16 protein-coding genes and 1 tRNA gene are annotated in these 17,798 nt (G+C 67.4%); 3 read left to right on the top strand and 14 right to left on the bottom strand.

From position 1 onward, the window contains the following. Positions 1-4: 4 nt before the first annotated feature. The 4 genes from SNAS_RS14070 to SNAS_RS14055 form a co-directional block, all read right to left on the bottom strand. Positions 5-988 carry a carbohydrate ABC transporter permease gene (locus SNAS_RS14070; protein WP_013018102.1) on the bottom strand — a complete coding sequence of 328 codons (984 nt, stop codon included), beginning with the start codon at positions 986-988 and terminating at the stop codon, positions 5-7. A gap of 77 nt (positions 989-1,065) precedes the next feature. Further along, complete coding sequence (gene ngcE / locus SNAS_RS14065; RefSeq protein ID WP_013018101.1) at positions 1,066-2,517, bottom strand: N-acetylglucosamine/diacetylchitobiose ABC transporter substrate-binding protein; 1,452 nt, start codon at positions 2,515-2,517, stop codon at positions 1,066-1,068. 24 nt (positions 2,518-2,541) lie between these two features. Further along, positions 2,542-3,294: a sugar isomerase domain-containing protein gene (locus SNAS_RS14060; RefSeq protein WP_013018100.1), complete on the bottom strand. Its 753-nt coding sequence runs from the start codon at positions 3,292-3,294 to the stop codon at positions 2,542-2,544. Between the two features lie 58 nt (positions 3,295-3,352). Then, positions 3,353-4,303, bottom strand: coding sequence for a MurR/RpiR family transcriptional regulator (locus SNAS_RS14055; protein WP_013018099.1), 951 nt, complete (start codon positions 4,301-4,303; stop codon positions 3,353-3,355). 220 nt (positions 4,304-4,523) lie between these two features. Between SNAS_RS14055 and SNAS_RS14050 the strand changes: the two genes are divergently transcribed. Beyond that, the gene (locus SNAS_RS14050) at positions 4,524-5,483 is read left to right on the top strand and encodes an N-acetylglucosamine kinase (RefSeq protein WP_013018098.1); all 960 of its coding nucleotides are present in this window, start codon (positions 4,524-4,526) and stop codon (positions 5,481-5,483) included. On the opposite strand, the gene SNAS_RS14045 is transcribed toward SNAS_RS14050, so the two are convergent. From SNAS_RS14045 to SNAS_RS14015, 8 genes are read right to left on the bottom strand one after another with little or no spacing between them, the layout of a single operon-like run. Further along, positions 5,480-6,292, bottom strand: a complete 813-nt coding sequence (locus SNAS_RS14045) for a class I SAM-dependent methyltransferase (RefSeq protein ID WP_013018097.1) — start codon at positions 6,290-6,292, stop codon at positions 5,480-5,482. The two genes, SNAS_RS14050 and SNAS_RS14045, sit on opposite strands and share 4 nt — an antisense overlap. Positions 6,293-6,328: 36 nt before the next feature. Next, positions 6,329-7,081 carry an ABC transporter ATP-binding protein gene (locus SNAS_RS14040; RefSeq protein WP_013018096.1) on the bottom strand — a complete coding sequence of 251 codons (753 nt, stop codon included), beginning with the start codon at positions 7,079-7,081 and terminating at the stop codon, positions 6,329-6,331. Continuing rightward, positions 7,078-7,821, bottom strand: a complete 744-nt coding sequence (locus SNAS_RS14035; RefSeq protein WP_013018095.1) for an ABC transporter ATP-binding protein — start codon at positions 7,819-7,821, stop codon at positions 7,078-7,080. The genes SNAS_RS14040 and SNAS_RS14035 overlap by 4 nt, the downstream gene beginning before the upstream one ends. Beyond that, positions 7,818-8,831, bottom strand: coding sequence for a branched-chain amino acid ABC transporter permease (locus tag SNAS_RS34045; RefSeq protein ID WP_013018094.1), 1,014 nt, complete (start codon positions 8,829-8,831; stop codon positions 7,818-7,820). The genes SNAS_RS14035 and SNAS_RS34045 overlap by 4 nt, the downstream gene beginning before the upstream one ends. Next, a complete protein-coding gene (locus SNAS_RS34040; protein WP_013018093.1) occupies positions 8,828-9,697 on the bottom strand; it encodes a branched-chain amino acid ABC transporter permease in 870 nt (289 codons plus the stop codon). The genes SNAS_RS34045 and SNAS_RS34040 overlap by 4 nt, the downstream gene beginning before the upstream one ends. Before the next feature lie 60 nt (positions 9,698-9,757). Continuing rightward, positions 9,758-10,960, bottom strand: coding sequence for an ABC transporter substrate-binding protein (locus SNAS_RS14025; RefSeq protein ID WP_013018092.1), 1,203 nt, complete (start codon positions 10,958-10,960; stop codon positions 9,758-9,760). Between the two features lie 60 nt (positions 10,961-11,020). Next, entirely contained in the window at positions 11,021-11,434 is a 414-nt protein-coding gene (locus tag SNAS_RS14020; RefSeq protein WP_013018091.1) for a roadblock/LC7 domain-containing protein, read from the bottom strand. Beyond that, positions 11,431-13,803, bottom strand: a complete 2,373-nt coding sequence (locus tag SNAS_RS14015; RefSeq protein WP_169313882.1) for a sensor histidine kinase — start codon at positions 13,801-13,803, stop codon at positions 11,431-11,433. The genes SNAS_RS14020 and SNAS_RS14015 overlap by 4 nt, the downstream gene beginning before the upstream one ends. Before the next feature lie 640 nt (positions 13,804-14,443). On the opposite strand from SNAS_RS14015, the gene SNAS_RS14010 reads away from it, so the two are divergent. Both SNAS_RS14010 and SNAS_RS14005 read left to right on the top strand, forming a co-directional pair. Continuing rightward, positions 14,444-15,649, top strand: coding sequence for a helix-turn-helix domain-containing protein (locus SNAS_RS14010; RefSeq protein ID WP_013018089.1), 1,206 nt, complete (start codon positions 14,444-14,446; stop codon positions 15,647-15,649). Positions 15,650-15,707: 58 nt separating this feature from the next. Further along, positions 15,708-15,779: transfer RNA gene (locus SNAS_RS14005), tRNA-Val, on the top strand. Between the two features lie 97 nt (positions 15,780-15,876). On the opposite strand, the gene SNAS_RS14000 is transcribed toward SNAS_RS14005, so the two are convergent. Next, positions 15,877-17,577, bottom strand: coding sequence for an AMP-binding protein (locus tag SNAS_RS14000; protein WP_013018088.1), 1,701 nt, complete (start codon positions 17,575-17,577; stop codon positions 15,877-15,879). Continuing rightward, on the bottom strand, positions 17,543-17,794 hold the full coding sequence (locus SNAS_RS37620) for an HAD family hydrolase (protein WP_425281030.1): 252 nt from the start codon (positions 17,792-17,794) through the stop codon (positions 17,543-17,545). The genes SNAS_RS14000 and SNAS_RS37620 overlap by 35 nt, the downstream gene beginning before the upstream one ends. Positions 17,795-17,798: the final 4 nt, after the last annotated feature.

The raw sequence follows: 17,798 nt of genomic DNA, 5'->3' as shown, positions 1-17,798 counted from the left end.
TTCCTCAGTACTCGACACGGTCCCGGCGAGTCGCCCGCAGGAAGACCACGGTCACGACCGACATGAACAAGAAGACGATGACGCCCAGCGCCGAACCCATACCGGCGTTGCGGCCGTCGCCCAGCGCGAACTTGAAGATCACACCACCGATGACCTCACTGGCGTGGTTGGGTCCACCACCACCGGCACCCGGGGTCATGGCGTAGACCAGCACGAAGCCGTCCAGCGCGATGATGCCCAGGTAAACCCACGCGGTCTGCACCGAGTCCCACAGCAGCGGCAGGGTGATCTTGAAGAACGTCGTGGTGCGGCTGGCGCCGTCGATGCGGGCCGCCTCGTACAGCTCTTCGGGAATGCCCGACATGGCCGCCGAGAAGTACACGAAGTAGAAACCGACCGACGCCCAGATCATCGCGACGATGACGGCGGGCAGCACCATCGACTCCTCGTTGATGAAGCCGCTTTCCGGGGAGGGCAGTCCCAGCGAGGACAGGACGTTGGCGAGTACACCGCCGTCACTGGGTCCCGCGTAGATCTGCCGCCACAGGATCGCGATGACGATCAGCGACAACACCTGCGGGAAGAAGTAGACGATCTTGTAGAAGCTGGCGCCCTTGACACCGGTGATCTTGCCGGTCCCGCGTCCGCCCACATTGAGCATGAACGCGAAGAACAGCGCGAGCACGATGACCGCCACCGGCAGCACCAACAGCATGATGCCGGTGTGCCAGAAGCCCGGGACCACCCAGCCCTTCGGGTCGCTCCACATGTCGATGTAGTTGTCGAAGCCCACGTAGGAGAAGTCGGGGCTCAGACCGCTCCAGTCGGTGAACGAGATCCGGAACATCTCGGCGAGCGGGAAGACCACCAGATACGCGTACAGGAGGATGGGCAGCGCCAGGAAGACGAGAATGAACCGTCCCTGTTTGATCTTTGTAACCTTGCGGCTTTTCGCCGGGCGGCGAATCGCCTGTGAACTGTCTGTCATGGATCGCTATCCCTCACCGTTGAAGAGCCGCTGTGGCCGGACGGGATGGTCCGGCCACAGCGGCGCGACACTGCCGCTTAGTACTCCTGCTTGAACTTGTCGATCTTGTCGTTGGCGGCGACCTTGTCGGCGGCCTTCTGGGCGGCCTTGAGGAACGCGTCCGGCTTCATGTCGCCCTTCATCATCTTGGTGAGCAGCGGCTCCACCGGCTCCTTGAAGTCGACGTACCAGTCCATGACCTGCGGACGATGCAGGTTGTCCGGGCCCTTGTTGAGGGCGACGACCTGGCTCGCGACCGGGTCGTCGGTCTTCTGACCGTCCAGGACGGACAGCGACTTGGTGGCGTCGGTGAAGACCTTCGAGCCCTCCTTGGACAGCATGATCCGCAGGTACTCGTAGGCGCCCGGCTTGTTGGCGGCCTCCTCCGGGACGACGAACGGCTCGCCGCCCGACAGCCACAGCATGTCGGGGCTCTTGGAGCCCTCGAAGGCGAAGACGCCGGTGGCCTTGAACTCGAAGTCGTCGCTGATCTTCTTGTTGTCCTTGGCGAGGTCGTTCGACAGCTCCAGCGGCAGCCAGGTGCCGACCGGGATGAACGCGGCGTCGCCGTCGTACCACTTCAGCTGGGACTTGGTGTGGTCCAGGCCGGGCGAACCCTCGAGGGTGTAGCCCTTCTCCTGCAGCTTGTACATCGCCTCGGCGGCCTTCTCGATGGAGGCGTTGCCCCACGCGTCGGCCTTGAGGTTGTCGATGTCCTGCACGACCTCACGGCCGCCGTCGCGGGCCGCCAGGGTGTACAGGGTGTCCCACAGGTAGTAGGGGTGGACGCCGGTGAAGGTCCACGGCGCGACGCCGTCCTTCTTCATGTCCTTGGCCAGGTCCAGCATCTCTTCCCAGGTCTTGGGGACGTCCCAGCCCTTCTCCTTGAAGAGGGCGCCGTTGTGCCAGATGAACCAGCCCTCGGTGATGTACGGCAGCGCGAAGACCTTCGGCTTGCCGTCCACGTTGAAGGTGCCCTGGCGCAGCGCGCCACCGATGAGGGTCTCCTCGACGGTCTTGTCCGGGTCGTCGATGGACGGCGCCTTCAGCAGCGGGGTCAGCTCGGCGAGCAGACCGTCGTTGACGAGGGTGTCCAGCGCGATCTTGTCGGCACCGGAGTTGTCGATGACGTCCGCGGGCTTGGAGTCCGCGAACCGGTTCATCTGGGTCTTCTTGATGTTCTTCTGCGACGTCATCTTGGCGTCGGACTTCTTGAACTTCTTCTTGTACAGCGAGACGTGGCCGGTCTTCTCGTCCGCGTACTCGACGCCGAAGCCGCCGTTGAAGATCACGACGTCCAGCGGCTTGGAACCGTCCACATCGAACGGGTTCTTCGCGTCACCGGAGTTCTTGACGTCCTCGCCTTCGCCGCCGCCACCGGTGGCACAGGCGCTGAGCAGTCCGGCGGCGGGGATCGCGGCGGCGCCCAGGGCGGTTCCCTGCAGGACACGGCGACGGCTAAGGTCGCCCTTGTTTGGGGTGGGGCTCATTTCTTTACTCCTCAACGGATCGAGTCACGCGCCCCGCCGGATGCGTCCGGCGTAACGGGACTCAAGGGTGTTGTTGTGTGTGTCCCCGCCGGGGACATTCGCGGAGAGGTACACCGGTGGTGTTTCTCCGACGTCGAGTTGCCGTCGCACGACTTCGGCGACGACCATGTTGGCCAGCAGGGCCGCGCTGATCGACGAGGCGGCGCACACCGACCCACCCTCGGGCAGGTCGAGCAGCGCGTCGCCGTAGGGAGCGCAGTTGTCGATCACCACGTCGGCCAGTTCCGCCAGTTTGCGCCCCGAGGGGTGCCGTGACGGGGTCTGTCCGGAGTGCTGGGTGGAGGTGAAGGCGATCAGGTCGTGCCCGGCCTCCTTCACCGCGGAGGCGAACTCCACGATCGAACCGTTGATGCCCGACTGGGACGCGATCACGAACACGTCCTCGGGAGCGGCTTCCGACAGCGCGAACAGGCGGCGGGCCACCTGCGGGTCGCGTTCCAGTTTGTCGCTGGACAACAGTTCGGCGTCCTCGCCGCCGCGCAGCACCAGGTCGCGCAGGGCGATCCGGTTGCTGGGCACCAGCCCGCCGGCACGACCGGCCAATTCCATGCACAGGGCTTCGGAGTGTCCGGTGCCGAAGGCCTGCAGGATGCCGCCGCGCTTCAGCGAACCCGCGATGAGGTCGGCTGCGGCGTTGACCGCGTCGGTCTGGGTGGCGACGGCACGGTCGCACACCTCGGTGATCGCGGCTGCGTATGCGGCGGCGGAGACACTCATGTTGACAAATGTCCTTTTCTGATTTTTACTGTTGGACCGAGACGACACACTGTATCCATCACCTCGGTTTCCCGGCAATCGGACCGTGCATATGGACGTCGGAAGCGGCGTTCTTACGGTGTCCGGCAACGGCGTGCGCCGTGGTTTCGAACGCCGTCACGGTACGTGGGAACCGTCGCTGCGCGACGGCCAGGTACAGGGCGTCGGACACCAGCAGCTGCGAATGCCGGGCCGCCAGCACGTCCGACTGCGAGTTGTTGGCCCGCGTCGCCGAGGTCAGCACGATGTCGGAGACCTCGGTGATCGGCGAGGACGGGTAACTCGTCACCGCGACGGTCAACGCGCCGTGACTTCCCGCCTCGGCCAGCATCTCCACGGTCTCCACCGTCGCGCCCGAGTGCGAGAAGCCGATCGCGACGTCCTCGCGGGTCAAAAGCGCCGCACTGGCCAGCGCACTGTGGACCTCGTTCCAGACCCAGGCCGGGATGCCGATCCGGTGCAGACCCATGTGCAGTTCACCGACCACCAGGGCGCTGCCGCCGATGCCGTACATGTCGACGCGACGCGCCGCCGCCACGGCCTCGGCCACCCGCGCGACCCCGTCCAGGTCGAGACTGGCCGCGGTGTCCTGCAGGGCGGTGATCTCGGCGGTCAGCACGTGACCCACCACCCGGTCCAGCGGATCGTCGGGACGGATCTCGCGTCCGATGTCCACCTGCCAGCCGTTGTTGCTCTGCGCCTCGGCCCGGCCGCTCTCGGTCGCTATGGCCACCCGCAGCGCGGCGTAGCCGTCGAAACCGAGACTGCGGCAGAACCGGGTCACGGTGGCCGGGGAGGTTCCGGAGCGTTCGGCCAGTTCCACGATCGTGGAACGCGCTGCCACCGCCGGATCTCCGATGACCTGCTCCCCCACTCGCGCCAGCGCGTCGGAGAAGTCTCCGTTGAGCCGGGCGATGCGCTCCAGCACCCCGCCGGAGGGGCCGGCAGGCGGCGGATATGTCTCCGTCATGACTGGCCATCCTGTCGAGGTGAGGGGAGTGAACTGGATTACGTATGACAAAAACTCTTACCCAAACGGCTTTTCGTCAAGGATTTTCGGGAAATCTTTTCAGACTTGAGATGTTTCGTGACCTTGCCGAGTCGGGCGCTCACGCTGCGCCGACATCGCAGCGCCAGAATCCGGCTACCGCCCGCTTTCGGCCGGGCTGCGTGAAAATTAGGATGCAGGCATGTCTGAACTCGTCCTGGGACTCGACGTCGGCGGCACCTCGACACGGGCGCTGTTGGCCGACGTGGAGGGGCGGCGGCTGGGCGAGGGCCGCTCCGGCGGCGGCAACCCCACCTCGCGCGGCCGTAAGGCCGCGGCCGACAACGTGTACGACGCGGTCCACCAGGCGCTGGGCTCGCACGAGCCGAAGCGGGTGGCCGCGGCGGTCATGGGCATCGCGGGGGTGCTGGCGCTGCCCGAGGACACCCAGGAGACCCTGTTCACCCCGGTGTGGGAGCGGGCGGGCCTGGAGTGCGGTGTGGACCTGGTGGGCGACTCGGTGGTGGCGTTCTCGGCCGGTAGCCCCAGCCCGGACGGGACGGTCGTCATCGCCGGGACCGGCGCGGTGGCGATCAAGGTCGCCGACTACCGGATGGCCAAACGCTCCGACGGCTACGGCTGGTTCCTGGGCGATAGGGGTTCGGGGATCTGGCTGGCCCGGGAGGCGGTCTACGCGGCGCTGCGGTTCGCCGACGGCACCGGGGCGGGCGGGCCGCTGGTCGAGTCGGTGACGGCGGCACTGGTCGACGCCGGGCCGCGCGACGTCGACACCCTGATCCACCGCGCGATGACCGGTGAGCCGGTCGGACTGTCGCGGCTGGCGCCGCTGGTGACGGCCGCCGCCGAGGTGGGCGATCCGATCGCCCTGGACATCGCCGGGCGGGCCGCCGCCGAACTGCTGTCGACGGTCTCGGCGGTGCGCGACACCGTCGAGACCCCGATCGTGCTGGCCGGAAGCCTCGCCACCGCCGACAACGCGGTGTCGCGGGGCCTGCGGGACGGTTTGGCGCGCCGGTTTCCCGCCGCGCCCGTCCGGCTGGGCCTGGACGGGGCGGCGGGCGCGGCGTGGCTGGCGGCCCGGCAGCTGATCACCGACGAGCCGCGGCTGCGCCGACTGCATCGGCGACTGCTGTCAGATTAGGACAGTGGCTTGCGGCCCCGGGTGTTGATGAACTGGTAGTGGGTCGCGCGGAACTCCGGGTTCTCGGTCAGGGCCCGGAACTCCTCCAGTTCGGCGTCGGTGACCCCGCAGCTCTTGATCGGCTCGGCCAGCTGGATCGAGTTGGTGTAGTGCATCCGGGCGGCGATGCCCTCGCCGCCGTCCCAGCTCTCGTTGTGCTCGGTGTGGTGCACGTCGATAAGACCGTGCTCCAGCATGGTGTCGTGCACCTGGTACGACCAGTTCATGTCGGCGCCGTTGAGGTTGGTGATGCCGTCGAACAGGGCCGTGTTGACCTTGTGCCACAGTTCGGAGGCGGCCTCGCCCGGCGTGGAGATCACCCGCAGCGGTTCGGGAGTGAACTCGCCGATCACCATCCAGCCACCGGGTTTGAGGGCGTCGACGAGCACCTTCATGATCTGAAGCCGCTCCGGGATGTGCAAAAGGCACAGTCGGGTGTGGATCACGTCGAACTGTCCCTCGACGGGCACGCCGTCGCGGATGTCGGCCTGCACGATGCGCAGGTTGTCGGCCGGTTCGACGTGCCGGGGGTTGAGGTCGACGGCGATCACCTCGCCCTGCGGACCGACCCGGTCGCACATCCAGTGCGCGATGGAACCTCCGCCGGGACCGAGCTCCAGGCACCGCATGCCCGCTCGCACACCGACCGCGTCCAGGGCGCCGGTCGTGATCGGGTCCAGATAGGCCTGTAGTCCCGCCATCTGCATGCGTGACTCCTCAGAGGAGTTCTTGAACGCGTAGGCACTGCGCGATTGCGTGGAGTCATTCATGTGCGTCTCCTGAAACGTGGTGTGAGTGAAGGGGTTTCAGCCGCCCGGTTCCTCCTCTGGTTTCGAACCGGCGGTGATGGTGAGCGCCTCCAACAGGGACGAGGCGTCGTCACGGGCTTCGCTGCCGGGAATGCTGGCGGTCAGCTTCCCCGCCGACAGCACACTGATGTGGTCGGCGATGGCGATCGGCCACTCGGGCTGTGGCGCGGCCAGCAGGATCGTCATGCCCTCGGCGGCGAGTTTGCCGAGGGTGCCGCGAATCTGTTCCACGATGGCCGGTGCCAGCCCCTCGGTGGGTTCGTCCAGAAGCAGCAGCCGGGGGCTGGTGAGCAGGGCCCGGGCGATGGCCAGCATCTGCTGCTCGCCGCCGGAAAGCTGGGCTCCCTTGTGCTTCATCCGCTCCCCCAGCCGGGGGAACAGGTCGATCACCCTGGCCGGGTTCCATTCCGACTTTCGGTCCCGGTGGGCGATCGCCAGGTGCTCGGCGACGGTGATGGACTTGAACACCCGCCGCCCCTGCGGCACGTAGCCGATGCCCCGTTTGGCGCGCCGGTGCGGCGCGGTGCGGGAGATGTCCTTGCCGTCGAACCAGATCCTGCCCTCGGCGACCGCGAGCTCTCCAGCCACCGTGGACATGAGGGTGGTCTTTCCGGCGCCGTTGTGGCCGACGATCGCGTGCACGCTGCCCTCGGCGACCTCCAGGGAGACCGCGTGCAGTGCCCGGCCGCCGTTGTAGCCGGAGCTGACGCCCGAAAGCGACAGCGCGAGCGGAAAGTCCAGCTGCGTCATGGTGTCACTCCAGTGCCCAGGTAGGCCTCGGCAACCTGCGGGTCGGCCGCGATCTCCTCCGGCGACCCCTCCGCGAGGATCTGTCCCTCGTGGAGCACGGTCACAGTGTCGGCGATCTCGGTGACCAGGTCCTGGTGGTGCTCGACGAGGACCACCGCGAGTTCGGTGGGCAACTGCCGCAGGGCCTCCAGCAGTCGCTCCATGTCGGTGTCGGTCAGTCCGGCGGCGGGTTCGTCCAAAAGCAGCAGTCGGGGCCGCGAGACCAGGGCCATACCGATCTCGACCAGCCGTCGTTGCCCGTGTGATAGTTCCCCGGCCAGCCGGGGCGCGCAGTCGGCGATGCCCAGCAGTTCGATCTGTTCCTCGGCGCGGTCGCGCGCCTGGGCGGCGCGGGAGGCCAGCCGCCACGGCGCCCCGGCCAGATGCGGGGTCGCGGCGACGGTCAGGTTGTCGAAGGCGGTCAGCGAGTCGAAGACGGCCGGGGTCTGGAACGACCGGGCGATGCCCAGCCGGGCCCGGCGCGCCGGATTCAGTCGGGTGATGTTCTTGCCGCGGTAGTGGATCCGGCCGCCGCTGGCGCGGATGGTCCCCGCCAGCAGGTGCAGCAACGTGGTCTTCCCGGCGCCGTTGCAGCCGATCAGCGCGTGCCGCGCGCCCTCGTCCACGGTCAGGACGACCCCGTCCAGGGCGCGGAGCTTGCCATAACTGCGGCTCAGGTTCTCGACCGACAACAGCGTCATGTCGCCTCCTCGCGGTCACGTTTGCGGGTCAACAACCGGGTCAGGTCGCCCAGGCGTCCGGCCAGGCCGTTGGGCAGCAGGTAGACCGCGACGATGAACAGGATGCCGAGCAGCAGCGGCCCCTGGCCGGGCAGGTGGTTGCCGATCAGGTCGCGGGCGACGATGACGAGCAGGACCCCCGCCAGTGCCCCGGTGATCGAGAACGCGCCGCCGATGACCACCGCCAGCAGGATCAGCGCCGCCACCGAGAAGTCCATGTCAGAGGGCGAGACGTAGCGCTGCGTGGTGGCCAGCACCGATCCGCCGACACCGGCGATCGCGCCCGCGGCGATGTAGGTCAGCAGCAGGTAACCCGAGACGCGGTGTCCGCTGGCGCGCATCCGCATCTCGTTGTCGCGGGAGCCGTGCAGCAGCTTGCCGCCCCGGGACCGCTGCACCAGCACCATCGCGGTGATGACGACGACGGCCACGCCCAGGGCGTACCAGTACAGGTTCGCGTCGTCGACGAGCGGCTCGCCGGGGATCAGCTCGCCCGGCGGGATCCGGCCGGTGCCGTCGGTGCCGTTGGTGACCGACTCCCATTTCCCGGCCGCGACCACGGCGATCTCCCCCACCGCGAGGGTCACCATGAGGAAGACGACGCCGCGGGTGCGCACGACGACCGGTCCGGTGACCGCGTTGAAGAGCGCACCGGCCGCCGCCGCGGCGACCACCTGCAGCGGCGCGAAGGTCCAGTCCAGTTCGGCGAGGTTGTAGGCGAGGTAGGCGCCGATGCCGTACGGCGCGGCCTGTCCCAGCGACGGCAGTCCCGCGGTACCGGTCAGCAAGGCGACGCTGGCGGCCAGCAGCCCCAGCGACAACACCCGATTCCCGGTGATCAGGGTGTAGTCGTCCACTATGAACGGTACACAGGCGAGGACGGCGACCACCGCCAGCGGCCACAGCCGCAGCGGGTTGAAGGCACGGCGACCGGGGGCGGTCGTCGTGCGCTCCTGTTCCAGCACCGTCACCGGGCACCTCCCGGCAGCAGTGACTGTGGACGACGGACCAGCAGCGCCACCGCCATCGCGACGAACAACAGGTACGGCGCCCAGGTCTCGGCGACGATCGGGCCCAGGGCCTGCACCTGGCCGACCACCAGGGCCGCGACGAACGCGCCCAGTACCGAGCCGAGCCCGCCGACCACGACGATCACCAGCGACATCAACAGCACCTGGTTGGCCGTGCCGGGGCCCGGGCCGATCAGCGGCGCACCGATGGCGCCCGCCGTTCCGGCCAGCGCGCCGGCCGCGACCATGACGCCGTTGAGGATGGTGCGGGGGTTGGTGCCGAGGCTGGCGACCATGCCGGGATCGTCCACCATGGCCCGTACTCGCGCTCCAGCGCGGGTACGGGTGATGACGAACCAGATCACGACCGCCAGGATCACCCCGAGGCCGATCATCGACAGCCGGTACCCCGAATAGCGCTGCCCGTTGATGAGCACCGGTTCGGTCAGCGCTTCGGGAAGCGTGGGGCGCAGATCGTCGGCGCCGAACGCGTAGACCAGCAGTGCGCCGCCCACCAGGGCGATACCGAAGGTGAGCAACGCCTGGGCCAGGTGGCCGCGCCCCGTCAACGGGGCGACGGCCACCGACAGCAGGCCACCACAGGCGGCCCCGGCGAGGCAGCCGACGGCGATGGCCAGGAGCAGTCCGCCCCAGCTGCCGTCGGTGAGCGTCGCGGCGGCGTAGCCGCCGACCACGTAGACGGTGCCGTGCGCGAGGTTGAGCACGTCGGCGACCCCGAAGGCCAGAGTCAGACCGGCGGCCACCACGAACAACAGCAAGCCGTAGGCGAACCCGTTGATGACGGGAATCAAATACAGGTCAAGCATGGCCCGTGGGCCACCTCCAGTCTTCACACGGGCGTCGTCCACCCGGTCGGCGAACCGACGTCAGCTGCCCAGGGTTTCCAGGTCCTCGATGCGGACATTGGACAGAACGCCGCCGTCTTCCTTGACCTCACGCAGGTACCACTTCTGGATGGGTGCGTGGGTCTTCTCTCCGAGGTGCCATTCGCCGCGCGGGCTCTTGATCTTGCCGAGCTTGCCGATGGCCTCGGTGATGGCTTCGGAGGTGACTTCCTCGCCCTTGGGGATCGAGCCGATGGCCAGGTCGAGGACCTGGGCGGCGTCCCAGGCGGCGGTGGCGTAGACGGAGGGCTGCCCCTGTTCCTTCTTGGTCCACTCGGCCACGTACTCACGGTTGGCCTCGTTGTCGAGGTCGGGCGAGTAGTTCATGGTGCTGTACATGCCCTTGGCGGACTTGCCCTGCGCCTCCAGCACCTTTCCCTCGGTGTAGAAGGCGCCGTAGAGCGGGATGTCGGCGGCGTCGGATTCGGCGTACTGCTTGACGAAGTCGATGGCGTTGGCGCCGGCGTAGAAGCAGTAGACGGCCTTGGCGTCCGAGTTGGCGATCTTGGTCAGGTACGGACCGAAGTCGTCGATCTTGGGGAACGGCGTGTAGGTCGGCTTGCCGTCCTTCTCGTTGGCGAGCTTGCCACCGATCTTCTTGAACTCGTCGGTGAAGCCCTCGACGTTGGCGTAACCACCCTCGTAGTCCGGGCCGATGGCGTATACCGGGCCGTCGATCTTCTTCTTGATGTACGGGGCGATGGACTGTCCCGTCTGGGCGTTGATCCAGCTGGTGTGCCACAGGCCCTTCAGCCCGTCGAGGTCCTTGTTCTTCTCCAGCTGGGGACGGCCACCGGCCCCCACCAGCGGGATGCCGTTCTCCTGGGCGACGGGCGCGATCGCCTCGTAGGAACCACTGCTCTGGATTCCCGCCATGGCGACGACTTCGTCCTGCTTGATGAGCTTGTTCGCGGCGTCGAGAGCCTTCTCGGGCTTGTCGGTCTCGTCGACGGTCTTCAGTTCCACCTTGCGACCACCGAGCTTGCCGCCGTGGGTGTCAAGGTAGAGGTTGAAAGCGGCGTCCAGGTCCTTGCCGAGGGTTTCGTAAGTACCGGACTTCGGGATTTCCCATCCGATCTTCACGGTACCCGCGTCTTCACTGCCTGAGCTGCAACCGGTGGCGGTCAACGCCAACGCTGCCACTGCCGCGGTGACGAACGCACGTCTCCTCAATCGCTGGGTCATTCTCGGTTACTCCTGATGTGTCTTAAGGGGATAGTGTGATGGGACTTTGGTACACGGGCATCACCGGTAGAGTCGCTGCTGCCCGTTGCCGAAGGAGCGGGCACGCGGTGTCAGTGCGGGCCCGATCTTGTTGATCAACTCCGCCAGTTCATGGCCGACCTGACCGATGTCGCACCCGTGCGATGCCAGGGCAAGCAGGCTCGCGCCACTCGATACCGACATCGAGAACATATAGCCGCCGTGCAACTCGGTCAGGTTGCTGACCACCGGATCGGCCTGCAGGGAGCGGGCGGCTCCGTTGAGCAGGCTCACGAGTCCGGAACCGATCGCCGCCAGGCGGTCGGCGTCGTTGACTGGCAGGCTCTCATTACGCGCCACCAACAACCCGTCCGCGGACACGGCGATGATGTGGGTGACGTTGGGGACGCGTTTGACTAGGTCGTCGAGCAAGAAGTCCAAGTCAAGGTCGTTCATGAAGCACTCCTCGATCCACTGGGGGTGTTCAATGGGGAAACTCCACTGTTGGAGCGACCACGAGCGTATGCGGCGTACGTCGCGCTGATCGCCGCCGGGTCCCGGTGATCTTGCGCGGTTACACCTTCGATGGTGTCGGGAACTTCGCCGCCGGGCACCAGGCGGTTGCCCGGAGTACGGCGCGGTAGCTGCCCTTCGGCGGGCGGCGACATCGGTTTGGACGCCTCTTCGGCGGCCCGCCATCCGTCGTCGAACGGGTTGCGGGGCTTGGGAACGACCGGGTGTTCCCGCGTCGACTCCATGAGGTGCGCCTTGTCGAAGTGCACCACCGGCACCAACGCGGAATCGTCGGCGACCGGGGTGTTGCGCGACGGCATGGTGTTGGCGTCGCGGAACAGCCGGGGCACCGGACGACTGGTCTGCTCCGGGCGGCGTTCCGCCGGCCGCCGGGTCGCCTCGGCGACCTCGGTGGAGTCTCGGGTGTCGGCGGTCAGCAGCGCGGCGGGCATGGTGACCTCGGCGATGGTGCCGCGCGGGTGACCCACCCGCAGCTGCACCGAGATGCCCAGCCGGGACGCGATGTGCCCGACCACGGTCAGGCCCATGGAGCGCACGGCTTCCAGGTCCAGCGGCGGTTTGGTCGCCAGCCGGGCGTTGATGGAGTCCATCTTGGCCGGTTCCATGCCGATGCCGGAGTCGCTGATCTGGATGATCAGCCGGTCGGCCAGCGCCCGCGCGTCGACGACGACCTCGGGCTGCGAGTAGCGGGTGGCGTTGTCCATCAGTTCGGCCAGCAGCTTCACGACGTCGTCCACGATGGCCGCCCGCACCGCGAGTCCAGTGTCGATGGACGCCATCCGGATCCGGGTGTACTGCTCGATCTGGCTCTGCGAGGCGGTCAGCACGTCGCCGAGCGGTTCGTCGGCCATCCGGACCTTCGCCGGGGAGGTACCGCCCAGCACCAGCAGACTGTCGTTGGAGCGACCCAGCAGGGTCACCAGGTGGTCCAGGGTGAACAGTCGTTCCAGTCGCTCGGGGTCGAGCTCGCGGCTCTCGGCGTTGTCGATCTCGGCGGTGAGCCGCCCGGTCAGGGCGTGGCCGCGGCGGGCCAGGTTGACGAAGATCGAACCGATGTGGAGTCGCAGCAGCGCCTGCTGGGCCGCGACCCGGACCGCCTCGCGGTGCACCTCGTTGAAGGCGCTGCCGACCTCGGCCAGCTCGTCCTTTCCGGACACCTTGACCGGCGGGTCCATCGCGTCGGCGAACTGTTCGGGGGTCAGCTCACCGAGGATCTCGTGGTCGTCCAGCCGGGCGACGGCGTCGGGCAGTTCCTTCGAGGCCACCAGGTGGGCGGCGTCGCGCAGCTTGCGCAGTCCTCGCACGACCGGACGACCCAGCCACAGCGCCAGGATGATGGCGGCGATCACGGCCAGGGTGACGGCGACGGTCTCGATGATGGTCACCCACACCTGGGCGTCGCGCAACGCGGTGACCGCTTCGCTGTTGTCCTGGTCGATCTCCTCTTCGACCTTCAGCAAGGCGCTGGCGCGGGAATCCATCAGGTCGGTCCACTTGCCGGGGTCCACGTCGAGCTTCTCGCCGTGGTGGATGCGGGCGATGTCGCGTTCGAGTTTGGTCGCGGCGACCCCCTGCTCATCGATCTGGGCCCGTTCCACGAGGGTCTGCCATTCGGTGGTGGTCAGCCGGTCGAAGGTGAGCATCGCGTCGTCGAAGCCCAGCCGGGTCGCGGCGATCTCCTCGGCGTCCGACGGGGTCAGGGTCTTGCCGGGCCCGGCGCGCAGCACCGCGACCTCCTGCAGGCCGACGAACTCGATCGCACGCGACAGGGTGGACCCGGCGCGCAGTTCGTCGGCGACCTCGGCCGGGGCCTCACCGACCTGCGTGACGGAATCGCGGTACGCCAACAGGTCGGCGATGACGATGCGGTAGACGAAGGCGACCGAGGAGGCGGTCTGCCGCTTGGTGCCCACCGACTCACGCACCGAGTCGAGCCGTTCCAGCTGGGTGTCGATACGGGTCAGGAGCTTCTCGGTCGACTCGGCCTCCGGGTCCAGTTCGGCCCGCAGCTTCTTGTACTCCTCGACCGATTCGTCGGATTCCCGGATGTTCTTGGCGAACGACTGGCTGGCCTTGGAGGAGTCCGAGGTCAGGGTCGACACCGCCGAGGCCCGCTCGGCGCTCAGGTCACCGGCCAGCTTTCCGGCCGCGCCACTGGTGTCCACCAGTCCGCGCAGGTAGTCCGCCTGCAGCGCCTGGCCACCGGTGATCGACGCCGCCAGCGCGGCGAACGAGATCGCGGCGACCAGTGGCACCGCCACCAGCAAACCGATCTTCTTGGTTATGCGCACGCCAACCGCCATTCTCCGGCTCCCGCCGGCATGGGGAAACTCTTATCCAAATTAGATCCTGTTGTCGACCTACCCGCCGTTATCTCGCGGCAGGATCCGTTGGCAACGCCGGTCTTAAACATCCGGCGGCCTCCTCGCGCATGCGATGCACTAGCATGTGCGCCTGGTGTCCATCTCGAGCCATCGATTCACGCGAATACCGTAGGGGGCCGGAACCCGCGGGGACTGCGACGATCTCCACGAACACTCAGCGAAGTCAGACATCGACGCATCCTCACGAAAGAATCCGACCAATGGGGCTTTATTGGTGACCGAACATACATGATCACGCTTCATCTGCACCAGTCGACCTCACCCCAATCTCCGCATACGACTAATTCGTTTGACCTAGGTCAAAAAGGACATCAGAACCACGCAGGAACATTTACGACATTTACCCCAGGCGTCCGGCCACGCGTATCTCACGCTCAGTGCGCTGGAAAACCCGGACCGTTCCGCGACTCAGTGAAATCACTTCTTAACTGAACGCCGCTGAATCTTTATTCAGCAATTGTGGCCATTTCGGTACCGATCAGTACGATTGGTGCCCGAGGTCGCCACGAAGTCCGGCCTTCACCACCCCCACCCCAGGAAGAGCAGGATGCCCGGACCCGATCCCTCGACCGCCACCCAGCTCGACCTCATCGCGGGCCACTTCGGCAAACGCCTCAAGTACTGGCGGCTCACCCGGCAGCTGACCCAGGCCGAACTCGCCCGCGACCTGAACCTGGACGGCTCCTACGTCTCCAAACTCGAAAGCTCCCGCCGCCGCCCCAGCCTCGACATCGCCCGACAGTGCGACGACCTGCTCGACACCGGCGGCGAACTGGCCGACCTGCTCACCCTCGTGGCCACCGACCCGGGCCCACCGGTGGCCACGGTCGGGGCTCCGCTGCCCACCATCTCCCCCACCACCGCGCGCACCACGGCCCTGCCCGCCGCGGCCCCCGCCCACGCCACGGTCTCCCTCAACCGCCTCGCCGAGGCCTACGCCGAGGTCGCCGCCACCATGGGCGGCCACCACCTCGGCGAATCCGTCGAACGCCAGGCCCAGGAGATCATCGGCCGCCACATCGGCAGCCCCGAGTCCCTCTCCGGCGGCCTGCTGCGCACGGCGGCCCGCTTCGCCCGGCTGGCCGCCGCCATCCGCCTCGACTCCCTCGACGAGGCCGGAGCCCTCTACTGGAACGACTGCGCGGGCCGCTGGGCCCTCGACGGCGGCGACCCCGCCCTGTCGGCCGAGATGTGCGCCCGCACCGCCATCGTCTACGCCCACCGCGACAACGCCCCCACCGCTCTCACCCTCGCCACCCGCGCCGAACAACTGGCCCCCCACGCGCCCACCGCCACCGTCTGGTCCCTGCTCGCCCAGGCCCACGCCCACGCGGCCTCCGCCGAGCCCGACCAGACCACCGGCGCACTCGCCACCGCCCACAAGCTACTGACCGAACTCGACAGTCCACTGATGGCAAACCCGTCCACCTACAGCGACAACCACCTCTGGCACTGGCACGCCGGACTCTGCCACCTCACCCTCGCCCGCCACGACATCGACCGCACCACCAACGCCAACCGCGCCCTGGACCAACTCCGGCAAGCACTGTCCGAAGTGTCCGTCTACCACACCCGCGAACTGGCCCTCACCCGTCTGGCCCTGGCCCACGCCTACCTCCACGCCGACGACCCCGTCTCGGCCACCGCCGAACTCACCGAAGCCGCCACCCTGGCCCGCGCCTGCACGTCACCCCGCCTCCACACCGAGCTCGCCCAGACCACCACCATCCTGGCCACGACCACCCATAAATAAGGTGCGCCACCCTCCCGCAACGGGCCATCATGGGTCGGTTAAAGTATCCGAGCACCACGGTCGATTAGCTCAGCGGGAGAGCACTCGCTTCACACGCGAGGGGTCACTGGTTCGATCCCAGTATCGACCACAGGTCCAATCCGGAGGGTATCTCGATTCCTGAGATGCCCTCCGGATTTTTCATGTCCGGTGCCCAATCGGTCGAAGACCCGCTCCACGGTTGGCATTCACCCCTTGAGCTCGGGGAACTGGTCGTCGCGCCATTCGCCGTCGGCTCCTGAGTCGTTGCCCAGTTGTTCTTCGCGGGAACGCAGCTCGACGCGGCGGATCTTGCCGGAGATCGTCTTGGGCAGCTCGCGAAACTCGATGCGACGGACGCGTTGGTACGGCGCGAGATTCTCGCGGGCGTAACGCAGGATCGATCGCGCGGTCTCCTGTGTGGGCGAATGCCCCGGTGCCAGCGCGATGTATGCCTTGGGAACCGCCAACCTCACCGGATCGGGAGCCGGAACCACGGCCGCCTCGGCGACCGCCGGGTGCTCGATGAGCACCGACTCCAGCTCGAAGGGGCTGATCTTGTAGTCGCTGGCCTTGAACACGTCGTCGGTGCGTCCGATGTAGGTGATGTACCCGTCGGCATCGATCTTGGCCACGTCCCCGGAGTGGTAGAAGCCGCCGGACATCGCCTCGGCGTTGAGTTCGCGGTCACCTTGATAGCCGGTCATCAACGGCAGCGGTTTCCGGTCGAGGTCAAGGCAGATCTCGCCCTCGCCGGGGGCTTCCACGCGACGCCCGGTGGCCGGGTCGACCAGGACCACCGGGACGCCCGGCAGTGGTCGGCCCATCGAGCCCGGCTTCACCGGGGATCCCGGGGTGTTGCCGACCTGGGCGGTGGTCTCGGTCTGCCCGAACCCGTCCCGGATGGTCAGCCCCCACGCCTGGCGAACCTGCTCGATCACCTCCGGATTGAGTGGCTCGCCAGCCGCGACGGCCTCGCGCAGGTCGGCTGGCCGCTCCCCGAGCTCGGCGTTGATCAGCATCCGCCACACCGTCGGCGGCGCGCAGAACGACGTGACCCGCTGCTCGCGGAGCTGGCGCAGCAGCGCTACGGCGTCGAATCGCTGGTAGTTGTACACGAACACCGTCGCCTCGGCGATCCACGGCGCGAAGAAGCACGACCACGCGTGCTTGGCCCATCCCGGCGAGGAGATGTTCAGATGCACATCGCCGGGTTCAAGCCCCAAGTAGTACATAGTAGACAGATGGCCCACCGGGTAGGAGACCTGAGTGTGCCCCACCAGCTTCGGCCGCGACGTGGTTCCCGACGTGAAGTACAGCAGCAACGGATCGCCAGGCGCCGTACCAGGGTGATCCACCGGCGCGTGCGAAACCGCTGCGGTACTACGCAAGTCCTGCCATCCCGCGGCCTCACCCACACTGATCCTGGTGTACTCACCGGGCACGGCATCGAACTTCGGCACGTCCGCCGCGTTGCAGATGACGTGCCGGGCACCGCCCCGGCTGATCCGGTCAACCAGGTCCGCCGGGCCGACCGCGGTCGTGGTCGGCATGATCACCGCGCCCAACTTCATGACCGCGAGCATCGACTCCCACAGTTCAACCTGGTTGCCGAGCATCAGCACCACCGGATCGCCCTTGCCGACACCGCGCTCCGCAAGCCAACCGGCCAGCCGGTCGGATGCCTGGGACATCTCGGCGAAGCTTCGCCGCGTCGTCGAACCGTCCGCCTCGGCCAGCAACAAAGCCGTACCGTCGTTGCCGCGAGCGATGACGTCGAACCAGTCCACGGCCCAATTGAACCGCTCCCCCATATCGGGCCACTGGAACTCGGCAACCGCGCGCTCATGGTCACCGCGCAGATCCAGCAACTGGTCACGGCTCGCCCGGTACGCATCCGTCACGTTCATACGCACCAGTGTTCCATTTGGTCTGCCTCAAAGTGCCCGGGTCACTCCCCGTCGAGCCAGGAGGTTGACCGATGGCCCGGCATGCCGCGAGATAGATGTCCGGGGCGGGTTTGGGGCAGACGACGTCGTCCGCGCTGAGCGTCACGGTGACGAGGTCGGCCAGTCCGGCGCACTTCAACGTCGTGTCCAGCAGGGCGCGGGGTGCGTTGCTGGCCACCGCG

Origin of the sequence: Stackebrandtia nassauensis DSM 44728, from assembly GCF_000024545.1 — a bacterium.
GTDB lineage: Bacteria > Actinomycetota > Actinomycetes > Mycobacteriales > Micromonosporaceae > Stackebrandtia > Stackebrandtia nassauensis.
This window is presented reverse-complemented; position numbering and strand designations above follow the sequence as displayed.

Bases quoted from the DNA above. Each gene is read 5' to 3' on its own strand.
- SNAS_RS14070 (WP_013018102.1), bottom strand. From the start codon at position 988: ATGACAGACAGTTCACAGGCGATTCGCCGCCCGGCGAAAAGCCGCAAG.
- ngcE (WP_013018101.1), bottom strand. From the start codon at position 2,517: ATGAGCCCCACCCCAAACAAGGGCGACCTTAGCCGTCGCCGTGTCCTG.
- SNAS_RS14060 (WP_013018100.1), bottom strand. From the start codon at position 3,294: ATGAGTGTCTCCGCCGCCGCATACGCAGCCGCGATCACCGAGGTGTGC.
- SNAS_RS14055 (WP_013018099.1), bottom strand. From the start codon at position 4,303: ATGACGGAGACATATCCGCCGCCTGCCGGCCCCTCCGGCGGGGTGCTG.
- SNAS_RS14050 (WP_013018098.1), top strand. From the start codon at position 4,524: ATGTCTGAACTCGTCCTGGGACTCGACGTCGGCGGCACCTCGACACGG.
- SNAS_RS14045 (WP_013018097.1), bottom strand. From the start codon at position 6,292: ATGAATGACTCCACGCAATCGCGCAGTGCCTACGCGTTCAAGAACTCC.
- SNAS_RS14040 (WP_013018096.1), bottom strand. From the start codon at position 7,081: ATGACGCAGCTGGACTTTCCGCTCGCGCTGTCGCTTTCGGGCGTCAGC.
- SNAS_RS14035 (WP_013018095.1), bottom strand. From the start codon at position 7,821: ATGACGCTGTTGTCGGTCGAGAACCTGAGCCGCAGTTATGGCAAGCTC.
- SNAS_RS34040 (WP_013018093.1), bottom strand. From the start codon at position 9,697: ATGCTTGACCTGTATTTGATTCCCGTCATCAACGGGTTCGCCTACGGC.
- SNAS_RS14025 (WP_013018092.1), bottom strand. From the start codon at position 10,960: ATGACCCAGCGATTGAGGAGACGTGCGTTCGTCACCGCGGCAGTGGCA.
- SNAS_RS14020 (WP_013018091.1), bottom strand. From the start codon at position 11,434: ATGAACGACCTTGACTTGGACTTCTTGCTCGACGACCTAGTCAAACGC.
- SNAS_RS14010 (WP_013018089.1), top strand. From the start codon at position 14,444: ATGCCCGGACCCGATCCCTCGACCGCCACCCAGCTCGACCTCATCGCG.
- SNAS_RS14000 (WP_013018088.1), bottom strand. From the start codon at position 17,577: ATGAACGTGACGGATGCGTACCGGGCGAGCCGTGACCAGTTGCTGGAT.